Raw genomic sequence first — 19,744 nt, 5'->3', positions numbered from 1 at the left:
ATCTCCAACACTTTAAATTATATATGAAATTGTTAAATTATTGGTAAAAACAAAAATAGAAACTCCGAATAAATCTATCAATATTACATGTTACATATAAATAAAAAAGGTGTTTTCATAAATGAAAACACCTTTTTTATTTATAATTTTAAGTTCTTCTTCAATGTCCAATACTTTTCTTGAGCATTTTCAAATGAAAATTCTACCCAACCGTTTGGATCTTCACGATATACATTTACTTTCTTACCACTTTCTAATTTTCCAACTTCATTTTGTGTAACATTTGGTACACTCTTAATTGGGTTGTTAAACGGAAATGGAACTTGGTAGTAAGACCCTAACAATTGAACTGTAGCTGTTGCATCTTTTGCATAATCTTTATATGGAATTGCCTCGCCTAACGCCTCTACATTTAATGTTTTAGGGTTTTTCGGCAATGGTTTTACATTTTGATAATCTTTGTTATTATAAGGCTTAATACGCTCCATAATATTAGCGATTTTTCCAGCCCATGATTTATCTGTTGCATACTTATCATTTATATCAGGCAATGTATAACCCTTAAAATATCTAGCATCTGGCTCTAAGTAGTTTTTTCTTACATAATCAGCATTGTATGAAATACTTAATGCATAAGATGGTAAATATTTTGCATGTGCAAATGGATCCCAATCATACGCTCTTAAGCCAAATAAATTATGTTTACGATATGCAATTTCTGATTTACCGTAACCAGATTCTAAGATTGCATGTGCAGCTAGGTATAATGCGTTCACACCGTACTCATTTTGTGCTTGAATAAAATCTTTACCATTTCCAACAAGTGGACTGTCTGAATGATACTTTCCAATGAAATTATCAATCTCTTGTGCTGTTACGCTAGATGGTAATGTTACATTTAGATTAATATACGATGGCTGTTCAACAGGAACATCCTTTTTAATTTGCATCGCTTTATATAATAGTTGTGCATAGCTTTCACGTGTTAATACACCTGACGGGTCAAATCCACCAAGTTCATTCCCTGCTGCTACACCATTTGATTGCAATGCACTAATGGCTTCTTTTGCCCACCAATATGTTGCATCTATATCATTAAATGTATGTGGTGCTTTAACTTCTAATTTAAATGCTTTTTGCAAAATAACAGACAGCTCAGCACGAGTTAATGATTCTTTCGGTCTAAAGGTTCCTTTACCGTCACCTACAAAAATCCCCATATCTGTTAATGCCAAAATTTCTTTTGGGAACATCGTCGTTCCTGCGCTAATATCAGAGTATGGATTTTTATAATCGCTTTTTGCTTCTAGTTTTAATGCGCGATACATTAATGCTGCTACTTGCTCACGAGTTACAACATCTCCAAAGCCAAATTTACCATTATCGTAACCTGCAATAACCCCTTTTGACGTTAAATCATTAATCGCTTCAAGTGCCCAATGATTTTTCGGAACGTCTGGAAATTCTTTTGTAGATGCAAACGAAGTTGCCGGAGCCATCACTACTTGAAGTGCGACTGTCACTGCTAACACATTAGAAATAACTTTTTTCATAAATTTTTTAACACGTTATGTATATGCTTGTCCCGTGTTAACTTGCCTCCCTTTATCGTATAATTTTCCCTATTAAACTAACAAACTCTTAATTAGTCAACAGTAAAAGTATACGTGATAAAAATAAACTAATCTACCATTATTTTATTCATAATCAGCATAATACGATATATCTTTTTATTCCGATACAAAATTACACAAACTTACATAAATTGAGCTTTAATCAGCCCCCACCAATCGGGTTGCGCGACAAATAGCGGGATAAAAAGCCCACCTCTATATAGACGATGGGCTTAGCAATCAATATTGTTATTTCGTTAAACGAGATTTTGAAACATCAAAACCTTTCCACTCATAATAATCTAAAATACCCGCATAAATTGCCTCAGCGGCTATTTGTCTTCCAGATTCTGAACCTAACTTCTCATAATCCGTGCTGTTATCTAAGAATGCTAGTTCAGTTAATACTGCAGGCATCTCATTTTCTCTTAGTACATAAAAGTCTTCTGGTTTCACACCACGATCTCTTGTATCTAGAGCTTTAACTAATCTCTTTTGTATTTTATTGGCTAACATATAACTATCTTTTTCACGCTCAGTTAATTCTTTCTTTTCAGATCCTTTATAATAAAAAGTTTCTGTTCCATATCCATCATGGTTTTGAGAAGCATTTGCATGGATACTTACAAAAATATCTCCATTATGTTCCTTCGCGAAATCCACACGATTTTTAAGGTCTTCTCCTTGTTTTTCACCAAGACGAATATCTGTTTCACGTGTTAACATCACACGAAATGGAGTTTGTTTCTCTATTAAACTTTGTAATCTTTTAGATGTATCTAATACAATATCACTTTCATGTAATCCTTGTGTCGCTTTCCCAGGATCTGTTCCTCCATGACCTGGATCAATAATAATCATCTGTTCTACTAAAGGATTGTCTATTTTAAGCGAATCTGCCTTTTTAATAAATTGAGCTGCTTCTGCTTTAGTTAGAATTTTCTTAGGTTCCCATTTGTCACCAGTACCAACAGAAATCCCTAATTCAACTAAGATGTTAGCTTTTTCTTTACCCCAGTTTAATGTTTCTAAATCTTTGAATTTAGTTGCTGGAGTACCGTTTACTTTAGCCTCTAATTTATATGCTTCTACAAGAAGAGATGCCATTGAAACACGGTCGATTTTTCCATTTGGATCAAATACGCCTTCGCCTTTCCCTTTAACAACGCCAGCTTTTTCTACAGCTGCGATAAATGGAGTATACCATTGTTTTTGAGAATCACCGAAAGATGGTTTAGCATCTTTATCGAATGGTAAGTTTAAGATTTTAACCATCATTGTAGCTGCTTCTGCACGAGTAATCTCTTTTCCAGGCTCGAACATTCCTTTCTCGTTACCTGTAACTGCGCCTTTTGCTGCTAAGTAGTTAATAGAATCTTCTGCCCAGTGCCCTGGTTGGACATCTGGAAACGTTTTTGTTTGTGCGAAACTACTAGATGAATAAGATAATATACTAGCTGCGATTACTCCTGCTGCAATTATTCTATTTTTCATAGAATATATTCCCCTCTCAAGTACAATGTATTTATGTAACAGACTAATTATAGTTCTGAAAATTAGTAATAGTCAATTGTAATTTGTATAATTTTGTATTATTATTGTATTTTTTGTCATATTTAACTATAGTTAAAAACTATAAGGTTTTATAAGAGGAGAGATTCGTATGAGCAACAATTGGAAAGATATAGAATACCGTATTTACACGATGTGTATGATTCAGCGGAACAACGAAGTATTGCTAATACAGCGCCCCGATCATCTAGGCTTCCCTGGCTACATCGCTCCTGGCGGAAAAGTAGATTTTCCAGAAAGTATCGTTCAAGCTGCTAAACGAGAAGTAAAAGAAGAAACTGGATTACTTGTTTCAAATTTAACTTTTAAGGGATTAGATGAATACGTAAATCCGAAAGAAAATGTTCGATATATGGTATTCAATTATTGGACAGACTCATTTGATGGTGAACTTCTTATGAATCCTCCTGAGGGTGAATTATTATGGGTGCCAATTGATGAAGCACTAAATCTTCCTATGCAAAATTGGTTTAAAGAGAGATTCCCATTATTTTTTGAAAAAGGTACGTTTGAAATTCAACGTGTTTGGGACCGAGACTTAGATAAACAAGTTGCTATAACAATTACGCATACGTAAAAAAAGCTTGGGATCTCTCCAAGCTTTTCTTACTTCTCCTCTATTTTCTTAATCTCATAATCAATTTCTAAAAACTTAACCCCAAATATCCACATTCTATGTTTTGCTACTAATATTTGATCTTTGTTCTCTTTAATAATAAAAGTTTCTGCTAACGGTAAACGTATTGTAAAGAAACGGGTATGCAAATAAATACCCTCATCTCCCTGACCATTTTCTCTTAACTTACTAGTAATAATTAAATCCTTACTCTTATTACATACTTTCAAAACCCCTGTCATATTCGAATATGGTAAAGGTAATGCAATATTCATGTATGTCTCGTTCTCATATGTATGTTTTGAGTAAAGAGCTACAAAAATAGATTCTTCTGCTTCATTTTTTCTTAGCCAAGCCCTTACATTCTCTCTCCCATCCTTCTCATCTATCACCCCGACGATAGAGCCATGCATCATTTCCCACTTGCCGCCCATTCCTAAATGTATTTGCCCTATACGTTTACTCATTTTCTCATAGCAAAATGCTACCGGACGGAACCAGCGAGTCCATTTAATATGTGATTGTAACTCATACTCTTTTGTATTTTCATAAAAGCGAATAATACTTAAAGGAATCTTCGTCACGTCAAATGCCTCACTATGAAAATCATTCATATTATCAACTAAACCTTTGTATTCTTTACTATCTATTAAATTTCTGTTATGTAAAAATGCTTCACCAACTGTCACATTTCCTCTTAACCCGCTCATTGGCTTCCCGTAATATTTATAATTTGGAGCACTATTTTCAATCATCCAGCCGACAAATGCTGGTAACGCTACTCCAATTCCATTGACAACACCGTGAATCCAAACCATTTGAGCAATTGTAATCGTCATTACATGTTTCAAATTCCCATACGAATATATAAGTGAAAACATAATTGTTACCATGAGTGTGCTAGACGATATGATCAGGAGAATCTTTGCACTAATAGCATTAAATTTCGTGCGCCAAACATAAATACCATAACTATAAATTGCACATAAATATAGGAACACTGCAAAAAATTCAAATACTCTTGAGTACGTAATTCCTATTGCAACTGTCATAGGTGAAATGACGATGATAAACATAATAGCATCATATACTTTACTTCTCTTTTCTCTTTTTCTCCCAATTAAACCGGCTGATAACGGCAATAGAAATGCCGAATAATGAAAGTGTGCAGCGGTAAGCAAAACAATGTCGGAACTAAAGTGCATAATGGAGAGTTTTGCTACAGAAGCAAAAAACCAAAAACCACCTAAAAACAAATATATAAACGCACTATCTATAGCGGTCTCTTCTAGCGGTTGCCATCCTCTTTCTAGTAATCTACTCACACCAAATAATGCAACAATTCCTGTATATACAAACCAAAGTAACGCAAAAAAATAGTGGTTTGTAACGAAAGCTAGCATTGCACTCATTGCTGCGATTGGATATAAAAGCGATACGAGTCTATAAAAGGATACATATGATTCATTTCTTGTTTTCTTATCAATGATACAAAATGACATCGGTATAAATAACAAAATTGATAATAAAATAATTGCTTCAACTGGGTTTATATTTGACCACTCACATATTAGAAAAATAATATAACAAGCAAGCCCAACTATTATATTTTTCATTTCATTTATTTCCTTTCCACAAATGTTCCCTTATATGAAAATAATGAACCAATTAACGGATTGCGTACTTGTACATGAATTCGAAAGCATTTCCTTGTTTCATCATAACTTTCTACAATGTTGGCTTCCCCATATAAAAATCTAGGTAACGGGACTTTCCTTCCAAACATGTAAAACCATTGTTTCTTTGAAGAAATATGCATTGCCCCCACCTCATCAATATGAAAATTCAATGTAGAAACAAGTAAGTGTGGTTCACCAAAATAATCTACAATTTCATTATTCTCTTCCTCCAACTGCATAACGGCATTAAAATATCTTTTCTTATTGTGAAAATAAAAAGTACGATTCCACCGCACAAGTTCATGTCCATGTTCATCCCGCTCAGCCGTATTATGTATTGTAAATGGCACTTCCTTCCCCCGCTCAGAGAAAAACATTCTAAACTTCGATGCAATTTTTAATATCAATTTTACGAAAAAAGAACCTCCATAAATCTCATCCATCTTTCCTTCTCCAGTAAAACTATTTTCTTCTGTAATTTCATAACGTTTCTGTAATTTTGGATGAAGCTTTTTATAAGAATCTCCTAATAGTCTCTCATACATATTAGCCATACATTATCCCTTTCTCTTCCTCTTGCAATTTTTTGCACTTGGCAAATTCGTGCTATTTATATAACCGACAATCGATAACCCCATGAGTAGAACGTTTAATGTAATTGGATTAAACGGCTCTGTAAAGCTTGCGACATTCGTAAATCCTGCCGCTATTGTTAAGGCTATTAACATAAAAATATGTACGACAAATACTTTTCGCTTTTGAAATGGCAACAGCCATAGGACACCAAAAATAATTTCTAGTAATCCAATTATTTCAAGTACAAAAATACTATGTTCCGTTGAACCAATCATCACCGATAGCATTTTTACTTCTTCTGAATGAGTAAACACTAATTTTGGCACTATACCTTGATACATCCATACAAAGGCAAATAAAAAACATACGAGCCAATATGTCATTGTTCTTCTCATTAGTAACCTAGGGTGAAGTCCCTTCTCTAACCATAATTTTAATGCATCAAAGCTCCAAGCAGTCGCCCAGCCTAATAACGGCCGAAACATATAGAAATCTATTACATTCCCTATACGACCAAATCTCGTATCATAATCATATTGCGTCTCAAAATGAATGTGTTCTTTACGAGGGGTATACTTCCAATAACCACGCCCTGTTTGAATAAGAGATAATTTATTATCCGTCCAAAATTTTAAAGAAGAAATACGTTCTCCCGTTTCTTTTACTATCTCACCTATCGATTCCCCTTCACCAGCTATTTCAAGTCCAAATCCGATTTTTGTTTTATATAAAAACTTCTGTGGTTCTCCTTCTTTTTTCTCTAAATATGAAATTTCAGTAAAGCGAGCATCCCATTCTGTATGTATATTTGGTTCTTGCGTGTATTCCCATAATTTCTCCATTGTTGTGTTCATTTCTGCCGAAACATAAATAGGCTTTTTCCCCTTCATTCTTCCACCTCCTATGCACTATAAGTTTAATGTACATGCAATGAATTTATTTTGCTACATTTTTCACAAACTTCCTTTTATAAAAGAAAGAATTTTTAAAATTTATACAAAACACTTGATTCCTCGAAAAATTTAAATTATTATAAAACAAATGTTACCAACAACTTCATAAATCAAACACTCTCGCCTAAAACGTGAGATAGAGGTTGCGATACTTATGAGTATTCTAATGGAGACACAGAGATGTCTATGAAATTAGATGAAAGGAAGTATTGCCGAAATTGATAAATTTCTCTGCATTTATCAATTGGGGCTGTTTTCGAATAGAAACAGAACTGTCATATGTACAAACGTGTACGTATGAAGAGCTATCTACAAAAAAGAGATATCATTTTTATGATATTCCTTTTTTGGCGGTTTTTTTATTAGCTCCGTTTTCTGTTTCCCTTTTCCTGTAACAGCACCATCCTCACTTATTTGAGATGGTGTTTTTTGTTTTTCTCTGGTAACTACAGGAATATTGGGATTTATATATGTCCTAATCTATTCTTAAAAATGGATGAAAGAAGGAATTCGTAATGGAAACGATTGTACAAAAATTTGGTGGCACTTCTGTCGGAAGTGTTGAGCGTATTCAACATGTAGCAAATTTAATTATTGAAGAATATGAACGAGGGCATAGTATCGTCTCCGTCGTTTCAGCAATGGGAAAAAGTACAGATGAACTTGTCGCACTTGCTAACGCTATTACAGAAAATCCAAGTAAACGCGAAATGGATATGCTTCTATCAACAGGAGAGCAAGTGACTATTTCATTATTAACGATGGCACTACAAGCAAAAGGTTATAAGGCAATTTCATTAACAGGATGGCAAGCTGGTATTACGACAGAATCTGTACATAGTAGTGCACGGATTACTGACATTCATACAGATCGAATTCAATCTTACCTTACTGAAGGTACGATCGTTATTGTAGCTGGATTCCAAGGAATGAGTGAAAATCATGAAATTACAACGCTTGGACGCGGTGGTTCAGATACGACTGCTGTTGCATTAGCTGCTGCACTGAAAGCAAAAAAATGCGATATTTACACGGATGTAACAGGCGTATATACAACGGACCCACGAGTTGTAAAAGATGCTTATAAATTGGATGAAATTTCTTATGACGAAATGTTGGAACTTGCAAACCTCGGTGCTGGTGTATTACACCCGCGTGCTGTGGAGTTTGCTAAAAATCATAATGTCATGTTAGAAGTTCGTTCAAGTATGGAACAAGAAAACGGAACAATTGTAAAAGGAGAATGTAACATGGAACAACAATCAATCGTTAAAGGTATTGCATTTGAAGATAATATTACACGCGTCACAATGAAAGGATTAGAACAAGGTGCACTTTCAACGGTTTTCTCTACATTAGCAACGGCACATATTAATGTAGATATCATCATTCAAAGTATTACAAATGAAGGAACTGTTCACCTCTCCTTCTCAATCCATTCTAATGATTTAAGAGAAACATTAGAGGTATTAGAACAAAATCAAGAAACACTTCACTATGAATCTGTAGAATATGAAAATCATTTAGCAAAAGTATCCATTGTAGGGTCTGGTATGGTCTCTAATCCAGGTGTTGCTGCAAATATGTTCACTACTTTAAAAGAAGAAAATATTCATATTAAAATGGTAAGTACATCAGAAATTAAAGTGTCTGTCGTTATTGACCGTCTTCATTTAGTAACAGGTGTCGAGGCGCTGCATCAATCATTTATGGCGAAAATTGAGCCTTTAGTGCAAATGAGTTAATTTCCACTAATAAAACTTAAAACAAATTATATGAATCTATTTCCTTCCTATATTAATAGAAATAGGGTGGGAATATTTCGCGGGGAAAATCGAAGTTATTCTATTGAATAGCAACTACAGTATCAAATGCTTAAAATAATACATTCACGAAAGTAAGTTCACGCGTATTTCAATAATAGAGGGTTTCCGAAGTCTTGTTCGTTAACAAGATATTATATACTATACCCGAAAACACCTTGTCACATTTTCCTACACTGTGACAAGGTGTTTTTTATTTAGAAGGATTTTCAGTATAATTATGAGAAGAATTAAATAATAAAATTATACATATAAGGAGATAAAGACTATGGCAAGCAACAGATTACTAAGAATGGACAATATCAGCATTGTTGTAGAATCTCTTGATAACGCAATCTCTTTCTTCGAGGAGATTGGATTAAAACTCGAAGGGCGCGCTACCGTCGAAGGTGAATGGGCTGGTCACGTAACCGGACTCGGTTCTCAGTGCGTAGAGATTGCTATGATGGTAACCCCAGATGGCCATAGCCGAATTGAGCTTTCGCGATTTCTCACACCATCTACTATAGCAGATCACCGGACAGCTCCTGTAAATGCCCTCGGTTATTTACGTGTCATGTTCACCGTTGAAGACATTGACGAAATGGTATCGAGACTTACTAGGCATGGTGCTCAGCTCGTTGGTGAAATAGTTCAGTACGAGGACTCGTATCGACTCTGCTACATTCGCGGAACGGAAGGAATTTTAATCGGTTTAGCGGAAGAACTCGGTAACAAATAAGTAATGTTTTACTGAATTAAAAATATTTGAAAGAAATTCATTTTTAATAAAGCTTCAATTTTCAACCCCGTCCTAACTTTAGAACGGGGTTATGCTTGTTTGGACTTTTTAACATACTATCAACATCTCAAAATTAATATAAAACAATTCGGTTGCTTTTTATACTCTTTCCTAGGAAATATAACTGACTCTTCTCACTTCTTATCATATATATCTTTTCTTTTAAAAAGCGATCTGAACTCATTCAAAATCACTTTCTTTACGTCAGAGTAAAAAAACATCATGAATAGTACTATCCCTAATAATATCTCTTGCATTCCTTCATAATTAACGAAAGCACTCGCAATTAGCAAACCAAATCCAATGTAGAAACTAAATTCATTCTCTTTCTCAAAATCTTCATCTTCATCGATATGTATTTTCTCTTTTAAATTTTGGTTCCCTTTTATTAACTCATCGAGCGTAACATTATACATTTCACTCAATAAAATCAAATTTTCAATATCAGGGCAACTTTTATCATTTTCCCACTTATATACCGCTTGCCTCATTATACCAATCTTTTTAGCAACATCTTCCTGTGAAAATCCTTGTGACTCTCGTAATCTTTTAAGTTGTTGTCCTAAGCTCATAACGTCCCCGCCTTTAACAAATTATTACATAAAAGGGGTAAAAAAAGAAAGAAACCATCAGTAAAACTCACTGTAAACCATTCGTTTACACCATAAAAAAGAGAGGATAACTCTTTGAGTTATCCTCTCTCTTCTATTAAAACAGATGAATGTTTTCTTTCTTACAAGCTTCACGTAAATCGTCAGGCCATACAGAAGATTGAACTTCACCGATATGTGCTTTACGTAAGAAGTACATGCACATTCTTGATTGTCCAATACCACCGCCAATTGTTAATGGTAGTACGTCCTCTAAAATACCTTTATGGAAATCATACTCACGCTTGAAGTCTTCACCAGTTTTCGTTAACTGCTCATCAAGTGATTTACTATCAACACGAATTCCCATTGATGATAATTCAAATGAAGATTGTAGTACTGGGTGCCAGAATAAGATGTCACCGTTTAATTTCCAATCATCATAATCAGCTGCACGTCCGTCATGCTTTTCACCTGAACGAAGCGCATCACCAATTCCGATAATGAAGACTGCACCGTGCTCTTTTGCAATTGCGTGTTCACGATCTTTCGGTGTTAATTCTGGATATTTATCTTCTAGTTCTTGGGAAGTGATGAAAACAATTTCTTCTGGTAAATACTTTCCTAGGAACGGATATTTTTCAAATAAGTGATCTTCTAAATCTTTGAATATTCCATAAATTATCTGTACTGTCTTTTGTAAGTAATCTACAGTACGCCATTCTTTTTGAACGATTTTTTCCCAATCCCATTGGTCAACGTAAATAGAATGTGTTGCATCAAGTTCTTCATCACGACGAATCGCGTTCATGTTTGTATATAAACCTTCACCAGCTTCATATCCATATTCGTGTAATGCGAATCTTTTCCACTTCGCTAGTGAGTGAACAATTTCTAATTCTTCTCCTGAATGTAACATATCAAATTCAATTGGACGTTCTACACCGTTTAGATGATCGTTTAATCCTGATTTTTTCGTTACGAATAATGGTGCAGATACGCGGAATAGTTCAAGGCGTTTTGCTAATTGATCCTCGAAAAATGTTTTAACTTCCTTAATTGCGATTTGAGTCTCTCTTACTGTCATTAATGATTGATACATGGTGGTTTCCTCCTAAAATGTTTGGATGTTGTGAAAAGAAGCCAACAAAAAAAGCCCTTCTTTCCCAAAAAACTGGGACGAAAGGCTTTGGTTCCGCGGTACCACCCAAATTAGCAACAGAGGTTGCTCACTTATACAATACGGAGATGAAATATCTCGATACTGTTCTTCTTGTAACGGCGAAGTTCCCGGCTAAGTCTACTTTCCTGTAAAGGATTTCGGTTAGCAACTCCAGGAGGTTCTTCATAATAGGCTTCGTACCAGGCTCACACCACCCCTGACTCGCTTAGACTACATCCTACTACTACTCGTCCTTTCATAGTCGTTTTGTTGTCACATCTCTGAAACATTTTATTAATGATTATTCTATACAAAAAATAAAGAAAGTCAACAAAAATTTAAAAATATTTTTCAATTCTTTATTTTACGGCTTTATTGATTGTTGCTAATTTAACATCTTTACTTTTTCTGTCTCGTCAATCCAAAAAACGTTTCACTAACCGCAACTAACATATACACAACAAGTAATGTAATCGTTCGAAATATAGAATCCGCAGTATTTCGTATTATTTTCATTTTCTTTGTAATTCCTTTCAGTTTACGTGCAAATTCGTGTTATACTATAGCATTCAAGCAGTTTATTTTACTTAAAGCAATCATAGTCATTTATAAAGAGTATGTTCTAAATCATTGACTATTATCAAATAAGATTTTTATATAACGGAGTGATCATATGAGTAAAACGAAAGCAAAACCGAAAAAAGGTGTAGGACAAGGTACAGGAAGTAAAGGATGGAATCGTTGGCAATCAAGTGCTAAGAAAAAGGCAGCTGCCAAGCCATATAAAAGTAAAGGGACAAAGAAGTAATCTAAATAACATTTGATTTCTTTACTTTGTACAAACAAAAATAATTATTACAACAAAAAAGCTATGCCCTCATACATTTGAAGGCATAGCTTTTTACATTAAATCATTAAAATATCTCGAATTTCTTCCTCCGTGATTGATGATAATTTCTCTTCTCCTGGCTCAATCACTTCAGCAATTAAATTTTTCTTACTTTCTTGCAGTTCATGCATTTTTTCCTCAATTGTTCCGTGAGCGACTAATTTAATAACTTGTACTGTATTTTTTTGTCCCATTCGATATGCTCTATCTGCTGCTTGTTGTTCAACAGCTGGATTCCACCATAAATCGTACAATATAACCGTATCAGCACCCGTTAAGTTAAGACCTGTACCACCAGCTTTTAAAGAAATGAGAAACAGGTCCCCTTCTCCTTCGTTAAACCGGTCACATAGCTCTACACGTTCCTGCGAAGGTGTATTTCCGTCTAAATAAAAGTATGGAATTGCTTGACGATTTAACTCACGCCCAATAATGGACAGCATCTTCGTAAATTGAGAAAAGATTAAAATTCTCTTACCAGTACTTCTGCACTCCTCTAGTATCTCTAGCAGCTGCTCAAATTTAGCCGAACTCCCCTTATAATCATCAACGAATAAAGCAGGATGATTACAAATTTGTCGTAATCTCGTTAAGCCAGCTAAAATTCTAATTTTATTTTTACGTAACGTATCCTTGTCTAAATGTTTTAATGTTTCTTCCCTTAATTTCGCTAAATAAGCAGCATATAGTCTCTTTTGATCTGGTAATAATTCCGATGACTGTAAGTGCTCTATTTTATCTGGAAGTTCCTGTAATACATCTTCTTTTAGTCGTCTTAATACGAAAGGTTTTACGCGCTTTGCTATATCTTCTCTCCTTAAATCACCGAATTCTTTTCTTCCTGGTAATAATTCTGGAAATACGACGTGGAAAATAGACCATAGCTCTTCTAATGAATTTTCGACAGGCGTTCCCGTTAGTCCGAAACGATATTCAGCTTGAATTGTTTTCACTGCTCTTGCAGTTTGCGTTGTAGGATTTTTAAACGCCTGTGCTTCATCAAGAAATAGTGTATGAAATGGCCTCGCATACGATCTTATATCTCTTCTCAGCAATGGATATGACGTAATTACGACATCAAATTCCGCTACGTCTTTTAAGATTTTTCGTCGTTCTGTTTGATTTCCATCTGCAATAACCGCTCTAATATGCGGAGCGAATTTTTTCAATTCACTAAACCAATTGTACACGAGAGAGGACGGTGAAACGACTAATATAGGTAGCTTCTTCTCCCGAATTTCAGGCAAAACAGAATCTATAAAAGCAATGCTTTGCAGCGTTTTTCCAAGCCCCATATCATCTGCTAAAATACCGCCGAAACGGTAATAGGCAAGTGTTTTCATCCACTCGAATCCATATACTTGATATTCTCTCATTACAGCATGTAAAGTTTGCGGTACTGTAAACTTTAATTTTTTCGGGTTTTGAATACTTTCAACTAAATCTTGCACAGACTCATCTAAACTTAAAACATTACCTTCGTGAAGTCCGTTCATCCATTTTACACTCCGAATAAGCGGAACATTCACTTCTTCCCCATGTAAAAATTCTTTTCGAATACCTGACTCTTTTACAAACTGATTAATTTCATTAAACTCTTTGCTCTCTAGTGATAATAAAGAACCATTCGGTAATCGGTAATATTTGCGTTTCTCTTCAAGAGCCACTAACACACCTTTAATTTCCGCTTCCGGTATTCCTTTTATATCAAAACGAAATGATAACCAATCAATTCTTTCTTTTCTTCTCACTCTAATAAGAGGTGCTGTATCGCCTTTATGAATGTGTAATTTAATTGCTGTTGTCGCGTAAATATCAACTAAACCTTTTAACGTTGGAACGACATGATATAAAAAGTTATACTCAGCCTCTTCATTATGCATAAAATAACCGCCTTCTGTTTTCGCGAAGGCACTTTCACTCATAATGTCTAAAATCTCTTTTTCCTTTTTCTCATCACGATTAAAAACAGATGGTTGCCCATCTTCTTCTAGCGGATTGATCACGACGTTTCCATAATGGAATTCAAGACCTGCTAACAAACGATTTCTCACTCGATCTAAATACAGTTTTGCTTTTAAAGACGGCGTTTCAACACGATCGGATATTACTTCATCAATGCGTACCGTTCCAAGTTTCATTAATCCAGGCACAACTTTCGCTACGAAATGTTCCATCTTACTTTCAGGAATATAAAATTGATTGCTATTTGAGCGACTCATCATTTTTTGCAATTCAATAAGTCGCATACAATCTTCCATAGGCAAATCATATAATTTCCCATCGTAAAGAGCGTTATTATACATTTCCATAACTTGAACACGATTTAGGCCATCTATATGAAGTGTAAACCCACCATTATTTCCTTTCGTAAATTCAAAATGTAATGGTAATAAACCTTTTGACATTTGCAAGCCGTGGAACAGTTGCTCATTTTGTTTCAGCTGTACATACTCCACTTTAGAAAGTGAAAAGAGTATATCTTTCCACGAAGCTGGCGGTATGAATATCATACTTTCATCTTGTTTCGCATGTACTTCTAACGCATCTTCATACATTTTTTCATTATGATACATTTTAATAAGGTGCTGAATAACCGCATCCGTTTCTTGCCTGAAGCTTTGTACATCTGGCTTATATGTAAATTCATTAGAGCAATGAAAAGCCTCTCTTTTCTCCACTTTAGAAAGAAATTCTCTAATATGCTTTATAAAATATGTTTTCGCAAGTTTTAACTGAATTCCAAGAAGGGCCCCACCACTTTTCGTCGCTACTGGTGAACATATAAACGCAACATCTAATATTTCACGTGTATCAAAGCGGTGTTGTTTACTTTTTGGTCGCAGTGGTTTGTCTGCAAACAACTGAAACATCCCGTTTGTTATTTGATCATTTCTGCTACTAACAGAGCCCATTCCGCCCGTTTGCTGGTTATAATTTATTTGGATCAATACGGCTGCAACATGTTGACAGTACGTTTGAAAAGACGCTAATGAAGGACAACTACATCTCGCAACTACATCACCTTTTTTAGCTTTTTCTACTGTAACATGAAAATCTTCATTCCCTTTTACCGTCGCCTCACATATTTCTTTCGTTTCATCATAATGATTCACGATTACTTTATTTGATTTATAATAAGCTTCGCCTCTTTTATAAGAGGTCTCTCCGCATACTTCTTTAATAATTGATTTATTTAATGTAAAACTCATTGTTTTGACACTTCCTTAATGTAAAACCATTTTCTCTTACTTAACATTTTACATGCTCAACGAGAAAATATAAAATGTTGATTCAACAAAAGAAGGTGCTTATTTATAAGCACCTTCTTCACTCAATCTCCATCAACCGTTTAGCCTCAAAATACAACACTTGAATAAATTTTTTCGTATTAATTCGTATATGTCCAGAGGTTGCTAATTCATCCTTTGTCATTTCTGTCATCCGTTTTCTAACTACAGTGAAATCAAAAAATTTTGGGGCATAGCTTTCAAATTTCGGATTTGAAAAGTCTGTTAGTCCGAGGGAAGCTAAATGATTCAATGATTGATAAATCGCTCTTCTTACACGTTGTTCAGAGGCTTTTCTCTCCTTATCTATATCTGCATCCGAAGCTATATGATCTAATTTTTTTAATGTTATTTGGTGGAAAATATCTTTTAACGCAGGGAATCCAAATTCAAATGTTTGCGCCTTTTCTTGCCCATATAAATATTCTAGCATATTAAGTAAATCTTTACTTCCATTCTCTCCTGCGATACCGAGTTCTGCTAGTAAGAAGCGTCCGGAATCTGATATTTTTTTTTCTTCTTGCACTGTTTCATTGCGCATTTGTGGCTTTTCCCACTGAAATACATTATTTAATGATTTTTGAATGTCATATATAGAACGCTCCAAACGAATACGCTCTATCACTTTTCGTACAACCGATACTACTTCTATTTTGTTTAGTGGTTTTGTAATATAATATTCCACACCAAGTGTATATGCCTCACCAATGAGCTGTTTCGATTCAACTTGAGAAATCATAATAATTTTCCCAGTAAACGAAGACGCTATATGACGAACTGTTTCGATGCCATCTCTCATCGGCATTAGTAAATCAATAAATAAAATATCTACTTTTTTATAATTTAGCTGTTCTGCTTCAATAAACGCTCCATCTTCCGATTCTCCAATTACTTCCCCAAGATCGCCATCTTCAATAATTTGCGAAAGCATCGAACGGAAAACTTCATCATCATCTACGATATAATAAAACAAACCTATTCCCCTTCCCGCTTTAAACTGCACTCCGGTAAACAAACGATAAACTTACACCCTTTTTCAGTTTCATTGTCTTCTAATCCTACTTCTCCGCCGAGCTCTGTTACCATTTCATGTATGTAAGAAAGTCCAATCCCTGTTGACGCCGTTCCCGTTTGATCATACTTTGAAGTAAACCCGGGCTTAAATACTAATTTCTTATACTTTTGTGCTATACCAGGGCCATCGTCAATTACTTCAAAGACTACATTTTGCTCTCGTTTATATAATTTTATATGAATGAGACCTCTATCTTCAATTGCTTCTACTGCATTCGCAACTAAGTTATTAAAGATTGATAGCAATGTATACACGTGGTATGCAGCGTGTTCACCCTCTATATGTTTAGAAAAACGTATATCTTTACCTAGCATTTCAGCATACTTTTCATTTATTCTTACAATCATTTCTGTAAGCTCATAACCTTCTACATACTCCGCCACATTTTTATCTAATAGCAGTTTAGATAACCCCGCAAAAATCCTTTGATTATCTTTTTTAATTTCGTGCACTTCTCCTGCTATTTTCAGTGCTGCTTTACTGCTGGAATCATCGTTCGCTTGTAAGTTTCGATATAGTTGATATGCTTCTTGTGTAATCAATTCTGCATTTTGTAACGTTTTTTTCAAATGAACTGATTCTACATATAAATTTGAAAGGTGCATGAACATTTTTTCATTTTCTTTTCGAACTTGTGATTCTTTTAATTTCGTTTCATATAAGTTCATCATATTTAAAAATCCAAGCGCAAAGAAACTACGGAAAATAGCAATAATAATTAGTTTATTCACTTCAGAAACTGTTATCGTTGTACCGAGAACGACCATATGATAAATCGCTAGTTCTGACATACTTGCGATAATTTCAATTGTAATTCCAAGACACCCAATAACAATTGGTTTCTGATGAAACTTATTTACCCTACAAAGTGAAAAAAGACTTCCATAAATAAAATAATAAAAGAACACAGGATAACGCAAATAAAATGATTCTGTCATATGAAAGGAACCTTGCATAACCCAGTCGAGACATACGCGGAATAAAACGACACATATACCGACAAGGATACCCGCAGCCGATGCTGGTATTCTTCTTAAAAATAGTAGTAAAAAGAAGAAAAGCGGTGTCCCAAAACTAACGCGAAACGTATCATTAAAAGGATGAAAATTAAGCTCTCCAGCGATCGGAACAACAACCATTAATATAATTAAAAGGGATATATCTTTCTTCCATAACTGATTCCAATTCAAAGGTGCCACTTCCTATACTTTTTGTCCGTAGTAAAAGTGAAAGCCCGCTTATATAATAAACGGGCTTTATTTCTATATTCTAACCTTTTCTACCGCTTTTATTTGGCGATACTCAGGCTCCCAGATTGCTTCTTTCACTGCAATCTTGATATCGTTATCACTTAAATTCTCTCTAGCTACACCTTCTGCAACAGCAACTTTCGCTACTTCAATTGCAACCATTTCCGAGATATTACGTAACTCTTCAACTTCTGGCAAAATAGGTGCTCCTGGCTGGCTTGTATCTACCATGCTTGCAACTGCTTCAGCTGCTGCTGCGAACATTCCATCCGTCATGACGCTCGCACGTACGACAATTGTTCCAAGGCCAAGCCCTGGGAAAATAAGTGCATTATTTGATTGTCCAATCACATACGTTACACCGTTATATGTAACTGGTTCAAATGGACTTCCTGTTGCAACTAATGCTCTTCCTTCTGTCCACTCAATTAAATCAACCGGTTTTGCTTCAGCAAGTGGTGTCGGGTTCGACATTGGTAAAATGATTGGTCTTTCTACGTGAGAAGCCATTTCTTTAATAATCTCTTCTTTAAATGCGCCTGCAACAGTTGATGTACCGATTAAAATTGTCGGTTTTACATGTTTCACAACCTCAGCAAGTCCAATCACATCATTTTGTTTCCATTCACTTACTTCCGCTTCTTTTCTTGCATACGGCATCTGGAAATCAAGAAGATCTTCCATATTATCTGTAACTAACCCGTTACGATCAATACACCAGAAACGCTTATATGATTCTTCTTCTGATACGCCTACGCGAACCATTGCATCTCTAACTTGATCTGCGATACCGATTCCAGCCGTACCAGCACCAAATACAACAACGCGGTGTTCACTTAGTGGTACACCCGAAGCTTTCACTGCCGATAACACAGCAGCAAGGGAAACTGCACCTGTACCTTGAATATCATCATTAAATGTACAAATATCATGACGATATTTATCTAAAATTTTTCGTGCATTTCGAGAACTGAAGTCTTCCCAATGTAAAAGTGCTTTCGGGAATTGTTTATTTACCGCTTGTACAAACGTATCAATAAATTCATCGTATGCTTCACCAGTTATACGAGGATGACGATTTCCAATATAAAATGGATTGTTTAATAGTTCTTCACGATTTGTACCTACATCTAAAATTACTGGTAATACACGACTAGGATCGATTCCAACTGCGGCCGTATAAACAGCTAACTTTCCGATAGCAATGTTAATACCACCAACGCCCCAGTCGCCAATTCCAAGTATGCCTTCTCCATCTGTTACAACGACTAAATCAATATTTTCTGCTGTTGCACCGATATTGGCGAATGCTTCTTCAATGCCTGATGGATCGTTAATAGATAAATACACACCACGTGGTTTACGGTATTCATGACTATATCTTTGAATTGCTACACCGACTGTTGGTGTATATACAATTGGTAACATTTCGCGCAAGTGATCTGTTAAAATGCGATAAAATAGTACTTCATTTCGATCATGTAACGCTGTTAAGTATACGTTCTTTAATAAATCATCCGGTTGAGAACAAAATTGTTCATATGCTCGGCGTGCTTGTTCTTCTAATGTTAAAACTGCTGGTGGTAATAACCCTTTTAAACCTAATTCTTCTCTCTCTTCTTGCGTGAAAGCGACCCCTTTATTTAAAAGTGGTGTTGATAATACTTCTACTCCTCTTAATGTCGTTTCTAATGAACCATTAGAAGCTACTGTAAACTTACTCATAACATCCCTACCTCTATTCATATATAGCATTTCTATATTGTAAACAAAAAAGAGGGGATTGTCCCCCCCTCTTTTTTAATTTTTCTTTAAAAGAGTTGCTCCTGCAATCCCTGGGTGTGTCATTTCGAATGGATCTAGAATTAACTCTAA

The 19,744-nt window shown here is 35.1% G+C and carries 15 protein-coding genes, 1 pseudogene, 1 riboswitch and 1 other annotated feature; of the genes and pseudogenes, 4 read left to right on the top strand and 12 right to left on the bottom strand.

Features of this window, described 5'->3' with window-relative positions; genetic code table 11:
* Nucleotides 1–140: 140 nt before the first annotated feature.
* A complete protein-coding gene (locus AC3WTI_RS00080) occupies nt 141–1,553 on the bottom strand; it encodes an S-layer homology domain-containing protein (RefSeq protein ID WP_097842094.1) in 1,413 nt (470 codons plus the stop codon).
* Nucleotides 1,554–1,862: 309 nt separating this feature from the next.
* Nucleotides 1,863–3,107, bottom strand: coding sequence for an N-acetylmuramoyl-L-alanine amidase (locus AC3WTI_RS00075; protein WP_087955575.1), 1,245 nt, complete (start codon nt 3,105–3,107; stop codon nt 1,863–1,865).
* Between the two features lie 169 nt (nt 3,108–3,276).
* Here AC3WTI_RS00075 and AC3WTI_RS00070 point away from each other — a divergent pair, with 169 nt between their 5' ends.
* Nucleotides 3,277–3,762 (top strand): 8-oxo-dGTP diphosphatase, encoded by a 486-nt coding sequence (locus AC3WTI_RS00070; RefSeq protein ID WP_087955574.1) that lies wholly within the window; start codon nt 3,277–3,279, stop codon nt 3,760–3,762.
* 29 nt (nt 3,763–3,791) lie between these two features.
* Here AC3WTI_RS00070 and AC3WTI_RS00065 read toward each other — a convergent pair whose 3' ends face one another.
* The 3 genes from AC3WTI_RS00065 to AC3WTI_RS00055 are packed head-to-tail and all read right to left on the bottom strand — an operon-like array spanning nt 3,792 to nt 6,946.
* On the bottom strand, nt 3,792–5,417 hold the full coding sequence (locus AC3WTI_RS00065; protein ID WP_087955573.1) for a YndJ family protein: 1,626 nt from the start codon (nt 5,415–5,417) through the stop codon (nt 3,792–3,794).
* Between the two features lie 5 nt (nt 5,418–5,422).
* A complete protein-coding gene (locus AC3WTI_RS00060; protein WP_087955572.1) occupies nt 5,423–6,034 on the bottom strand; it encodes a DUF4166 domain-containing protein in 612 nt (203 codons plus the stop codon).
* A gap of 3 nt (nt 6,035–6,037) precedes the next feature.
* A complete protein-coding gene (locus AC3WTI_RS00055) occupies nt 6,038–6,946 on the bottom strand; it encodes a DoxX-like family protein (RefSeq protein WP_087955571.1) in 909 nt (302 codons plus the stop codon).
* A 192-nt stretch (nt 6,947–7,138) separates the two neighbouring features.
* Nucleotides 7,139–7,325, top strand: a riboswitch (Lysine riboswitch).
* A gap of 199 nt (nt 7,326–7,524) precedes the next feature.
* On the opposite strand from AC3WTI_RS00055, the gene AC3WTI_RS00050 reads away from it, so the two are divergent.
* Entirely contained in the window at nt 7,525–8,754 is a 1,230-nt protein-coding gene (locus AC3WTI_RS00050; protein ID WP_087955570.1) for an aspartate kinase, read from the top strand.
* Between the two features lie 346 nt (nt 8,755–9,100).
* Nucleotides 9,101–9,553 (top strand): VOC family protein, encoded by a 453-nt coding sequence (locus tag AC3WTI_RS00045; RefSeq protein WP_087955569.1) that lies wholly within the window; start codon nt 9,101–9,103, stop codon nt 9,551–9,553.
* A 194-nt stretch (nt 9,554–9,747) separates the two neighbouring features.
* On the opposite strand, the gene AC3WTI_RS00040 is transcribed toward AC3WTI_RS00045, so the two are convergent.
* A complete protein-coding gene (locus tag AC3WTI_RS00040; protein WP_087955568.1) occupies nt 9,748–10,185 on the bottom strand; it encodes a helix-turn-helix domain-containing protein in 438 nt (145 codons plus the stop codon).
* A 136-nt stretch (nt 10,186–10,321) separates the two neighbouring features.
* On the bottom strand, nt 10,322–11,305 hold the full coding sequence (gene asnA, locus AC3WTI_RS00035; protein ID WP_087955567.1) for an aspartate--ammonia ligase: 984 nt from the start codon (nt 11,303–11,305) through the stop codon (nt 10,322–10,324).
* A gap of 70 nt (nt 11,306–11,375) precedes the next feature.
* Nucleotides 11,376–11,634: a binding site (T-box leader), on the bottom strand.
* Between the two features lie 404 nt (nt 11,635–12,038).
* On the opposite strand from asnA, the gene AC3WTI_RS00030 reads away from it, so the two are divergent.
* On the top strand, nt 12,039–12,173 hold the full coding sequence (locus AC3WTI_RS00030; protein WP_000047588.1) for a DUF3934 domain-containing protein: 135 nt from the start codon (nt 12,039–12,041) through the stop codon (nt 12,171–12,173).
* A 98-nt stretch (nt 12,174–12,271) separates the two neighbouring features.
* Here AC3WTI_RS00030 and AC3WTI_RS00025 read toward each other — a convergent pair whose 3' ends face one another.
* The 5 genes and pseudogenes from AC3WTI_RS00025 to AC3WTI_RS00005 all read right to left on the bottom strand — a co-directional run.
* The gene (locus AC3WTI_RS00025; protein ID WP_087955566.1) at nt 12,272–15,466 is read right to left on the bottom strand and encodes a DEAD/DEAH box helicase; all 3,195 of its coding nucleotides are present in this window, start codon (nt 15,464–15,466) and stop codon (nt 12,272–12,274) included.
* Between the two features lie 118 nt (nt 15,467–15,584).
* Nucleotides 15,585–16,517, bottom strand: coding sequence for a response regulator (locus tag AC3WTI_RS00020; RefSeq protein ID WP_087955565.1), 933 nt, complete (start codon nt 16,515–16,517; stop codon nt 15,585–15,587).
* A gap of 2 nt (nt 16,518–16,519) precedes the next feature.
* Entirely contained in the window at nt 16,520–17,818 is a 1,299-nt protein-coding gene (locus AC3WTI_RS00015; protein ID WP_097842095.1) for a sensor histidine kinase, read from the bottom strand.
* 63 nt (nt 17,819–17,881) lie between these two features.
* Complete coding sequence (gene malS / locus AC3WTI_RS00010; protein WP_142286565.1) at nt 17,882–19,594, bottom strand: oxaloacetate-decarboxylating malate dehydrogenase; 1,713 nt, start codon at nt 19,592–19,594, stop codon at nt 17,882–17,884.
* Between the two features lie 75 nt (nt 19,595–19,669).
* Nucleotides 19,670–19,744 (bottom strand): annotated as a pseudogene (locus tag AC3WTI_RS00005) (aspartate ammonia-lyase); the annotation flags it as partial.

It is taken from the genome of Bacillus sp. EB106-02-03-XG38, assembly GCF_058792175.1.
Note: the sequence above shows the minus strand (reverse complement) of the source record. Positions and strands in the feature narration are given on the sequence as shown.

What these genes read in the sequence shown, in the direction of transcription:
- AC3WTI_RS00065 (WP_087955573.1), bottom strand. Translation starts at nt 5,417, where the DNA reads ATGAAAAATATAATAGTTGGGCTTGCTTGTTATATTATTTTTCTAATA.
- AC3WTI_RS00080 (WP_097842094.1), bottom strand. Translation starts at nt 1,553, where the DNA reads ATGAAAAAAGTTATTTCTAATGTGTTAGCAGTGACAGTCGCACTTCAA.
- AC3WTI_RS00070 (WP_087955574.1), top strand. Translation starts at nt 3,277, where the DNA reads ATGAGCAACAATTGGAAAGATATAGAATACCGTATTTACACGATGTGT.
- AC3WTI_RS00055 (WP_087955571.1), bottom strand. Translation starts at nt 6,946, where the DNA reads ATGAAGGGGAAAAAGCCTATTTATGTTTCGGCAGAAATGAACACAACA.
- AC3WTI_RS00040 (WP_087955568.1), bottom strand. Translation starts at nt 10,185, where the DNA reads ATGAGCTTAGGACAACAACTTAAAAGATTACGAGAGTCACAAGGATTT.
- AC3WTI_RS00075 (WP_087955575.1), bottom strand. Translation starts at nt 3,107, where the DNA reads ATGAAAAATAGAATAATTGCAGCAGGAGTAATCGCAGCTAGTATATTA.
- AC3WTI_RS00025 (WP_087955566.1), bottom strand. Translation starts at nt 15,466, where the DNA reads ATGAGTTTTACATTAAATAAATCAATTATTAAAGAAGTATGCGGAGAG.
- AC3WTI_RS00050 (WP_087955570.1), top strand. Translation starts at nt 7,525, where the DNA reads ATGGAAACGATTGTACAAAAATTTGGTGGCACTTCTGTCGGAAGTGTT.
- malS (WP_142286565.1), bottom strand. Translation starts at nt 19,594, where the DNA reads ATGAGTAAGTTTACAGTAGCTTCTAATGGTTCATTAGAAACGACATTA.
- asnA (WP_087955567.1), bottom strand. Translation starts at nt 11,305, where the DNA reads ATGTATCAATCATTAATGACAGTAAGAGAGACTCAAATCGCAATTAAG.
- AC3WTI_RS00060 (WP_087955572.1), bottom strand. Translation starts at nt 6,034, where the DNA reads ATGGCTAATATGTATGAGAGACTATTAGGAGATTCTTATAAAAAGCTT.
- AC3WTI_RS00045 (WP_087955569.1), top strand. Translation starts at nt 9,101, where the DNA reads ATGGCAAGCAACAGATTACTAAGAATGGACAATATCAGCATTGTTGTA.
- AC3WTI_RS00030 (WP_000047588.1), top strand. Translation starts at nt 12,039, where the DNA reads ATGAGTAAAACGAAAGCAAAACCGAAAAAAGGTGTAGGACAAGGTACA.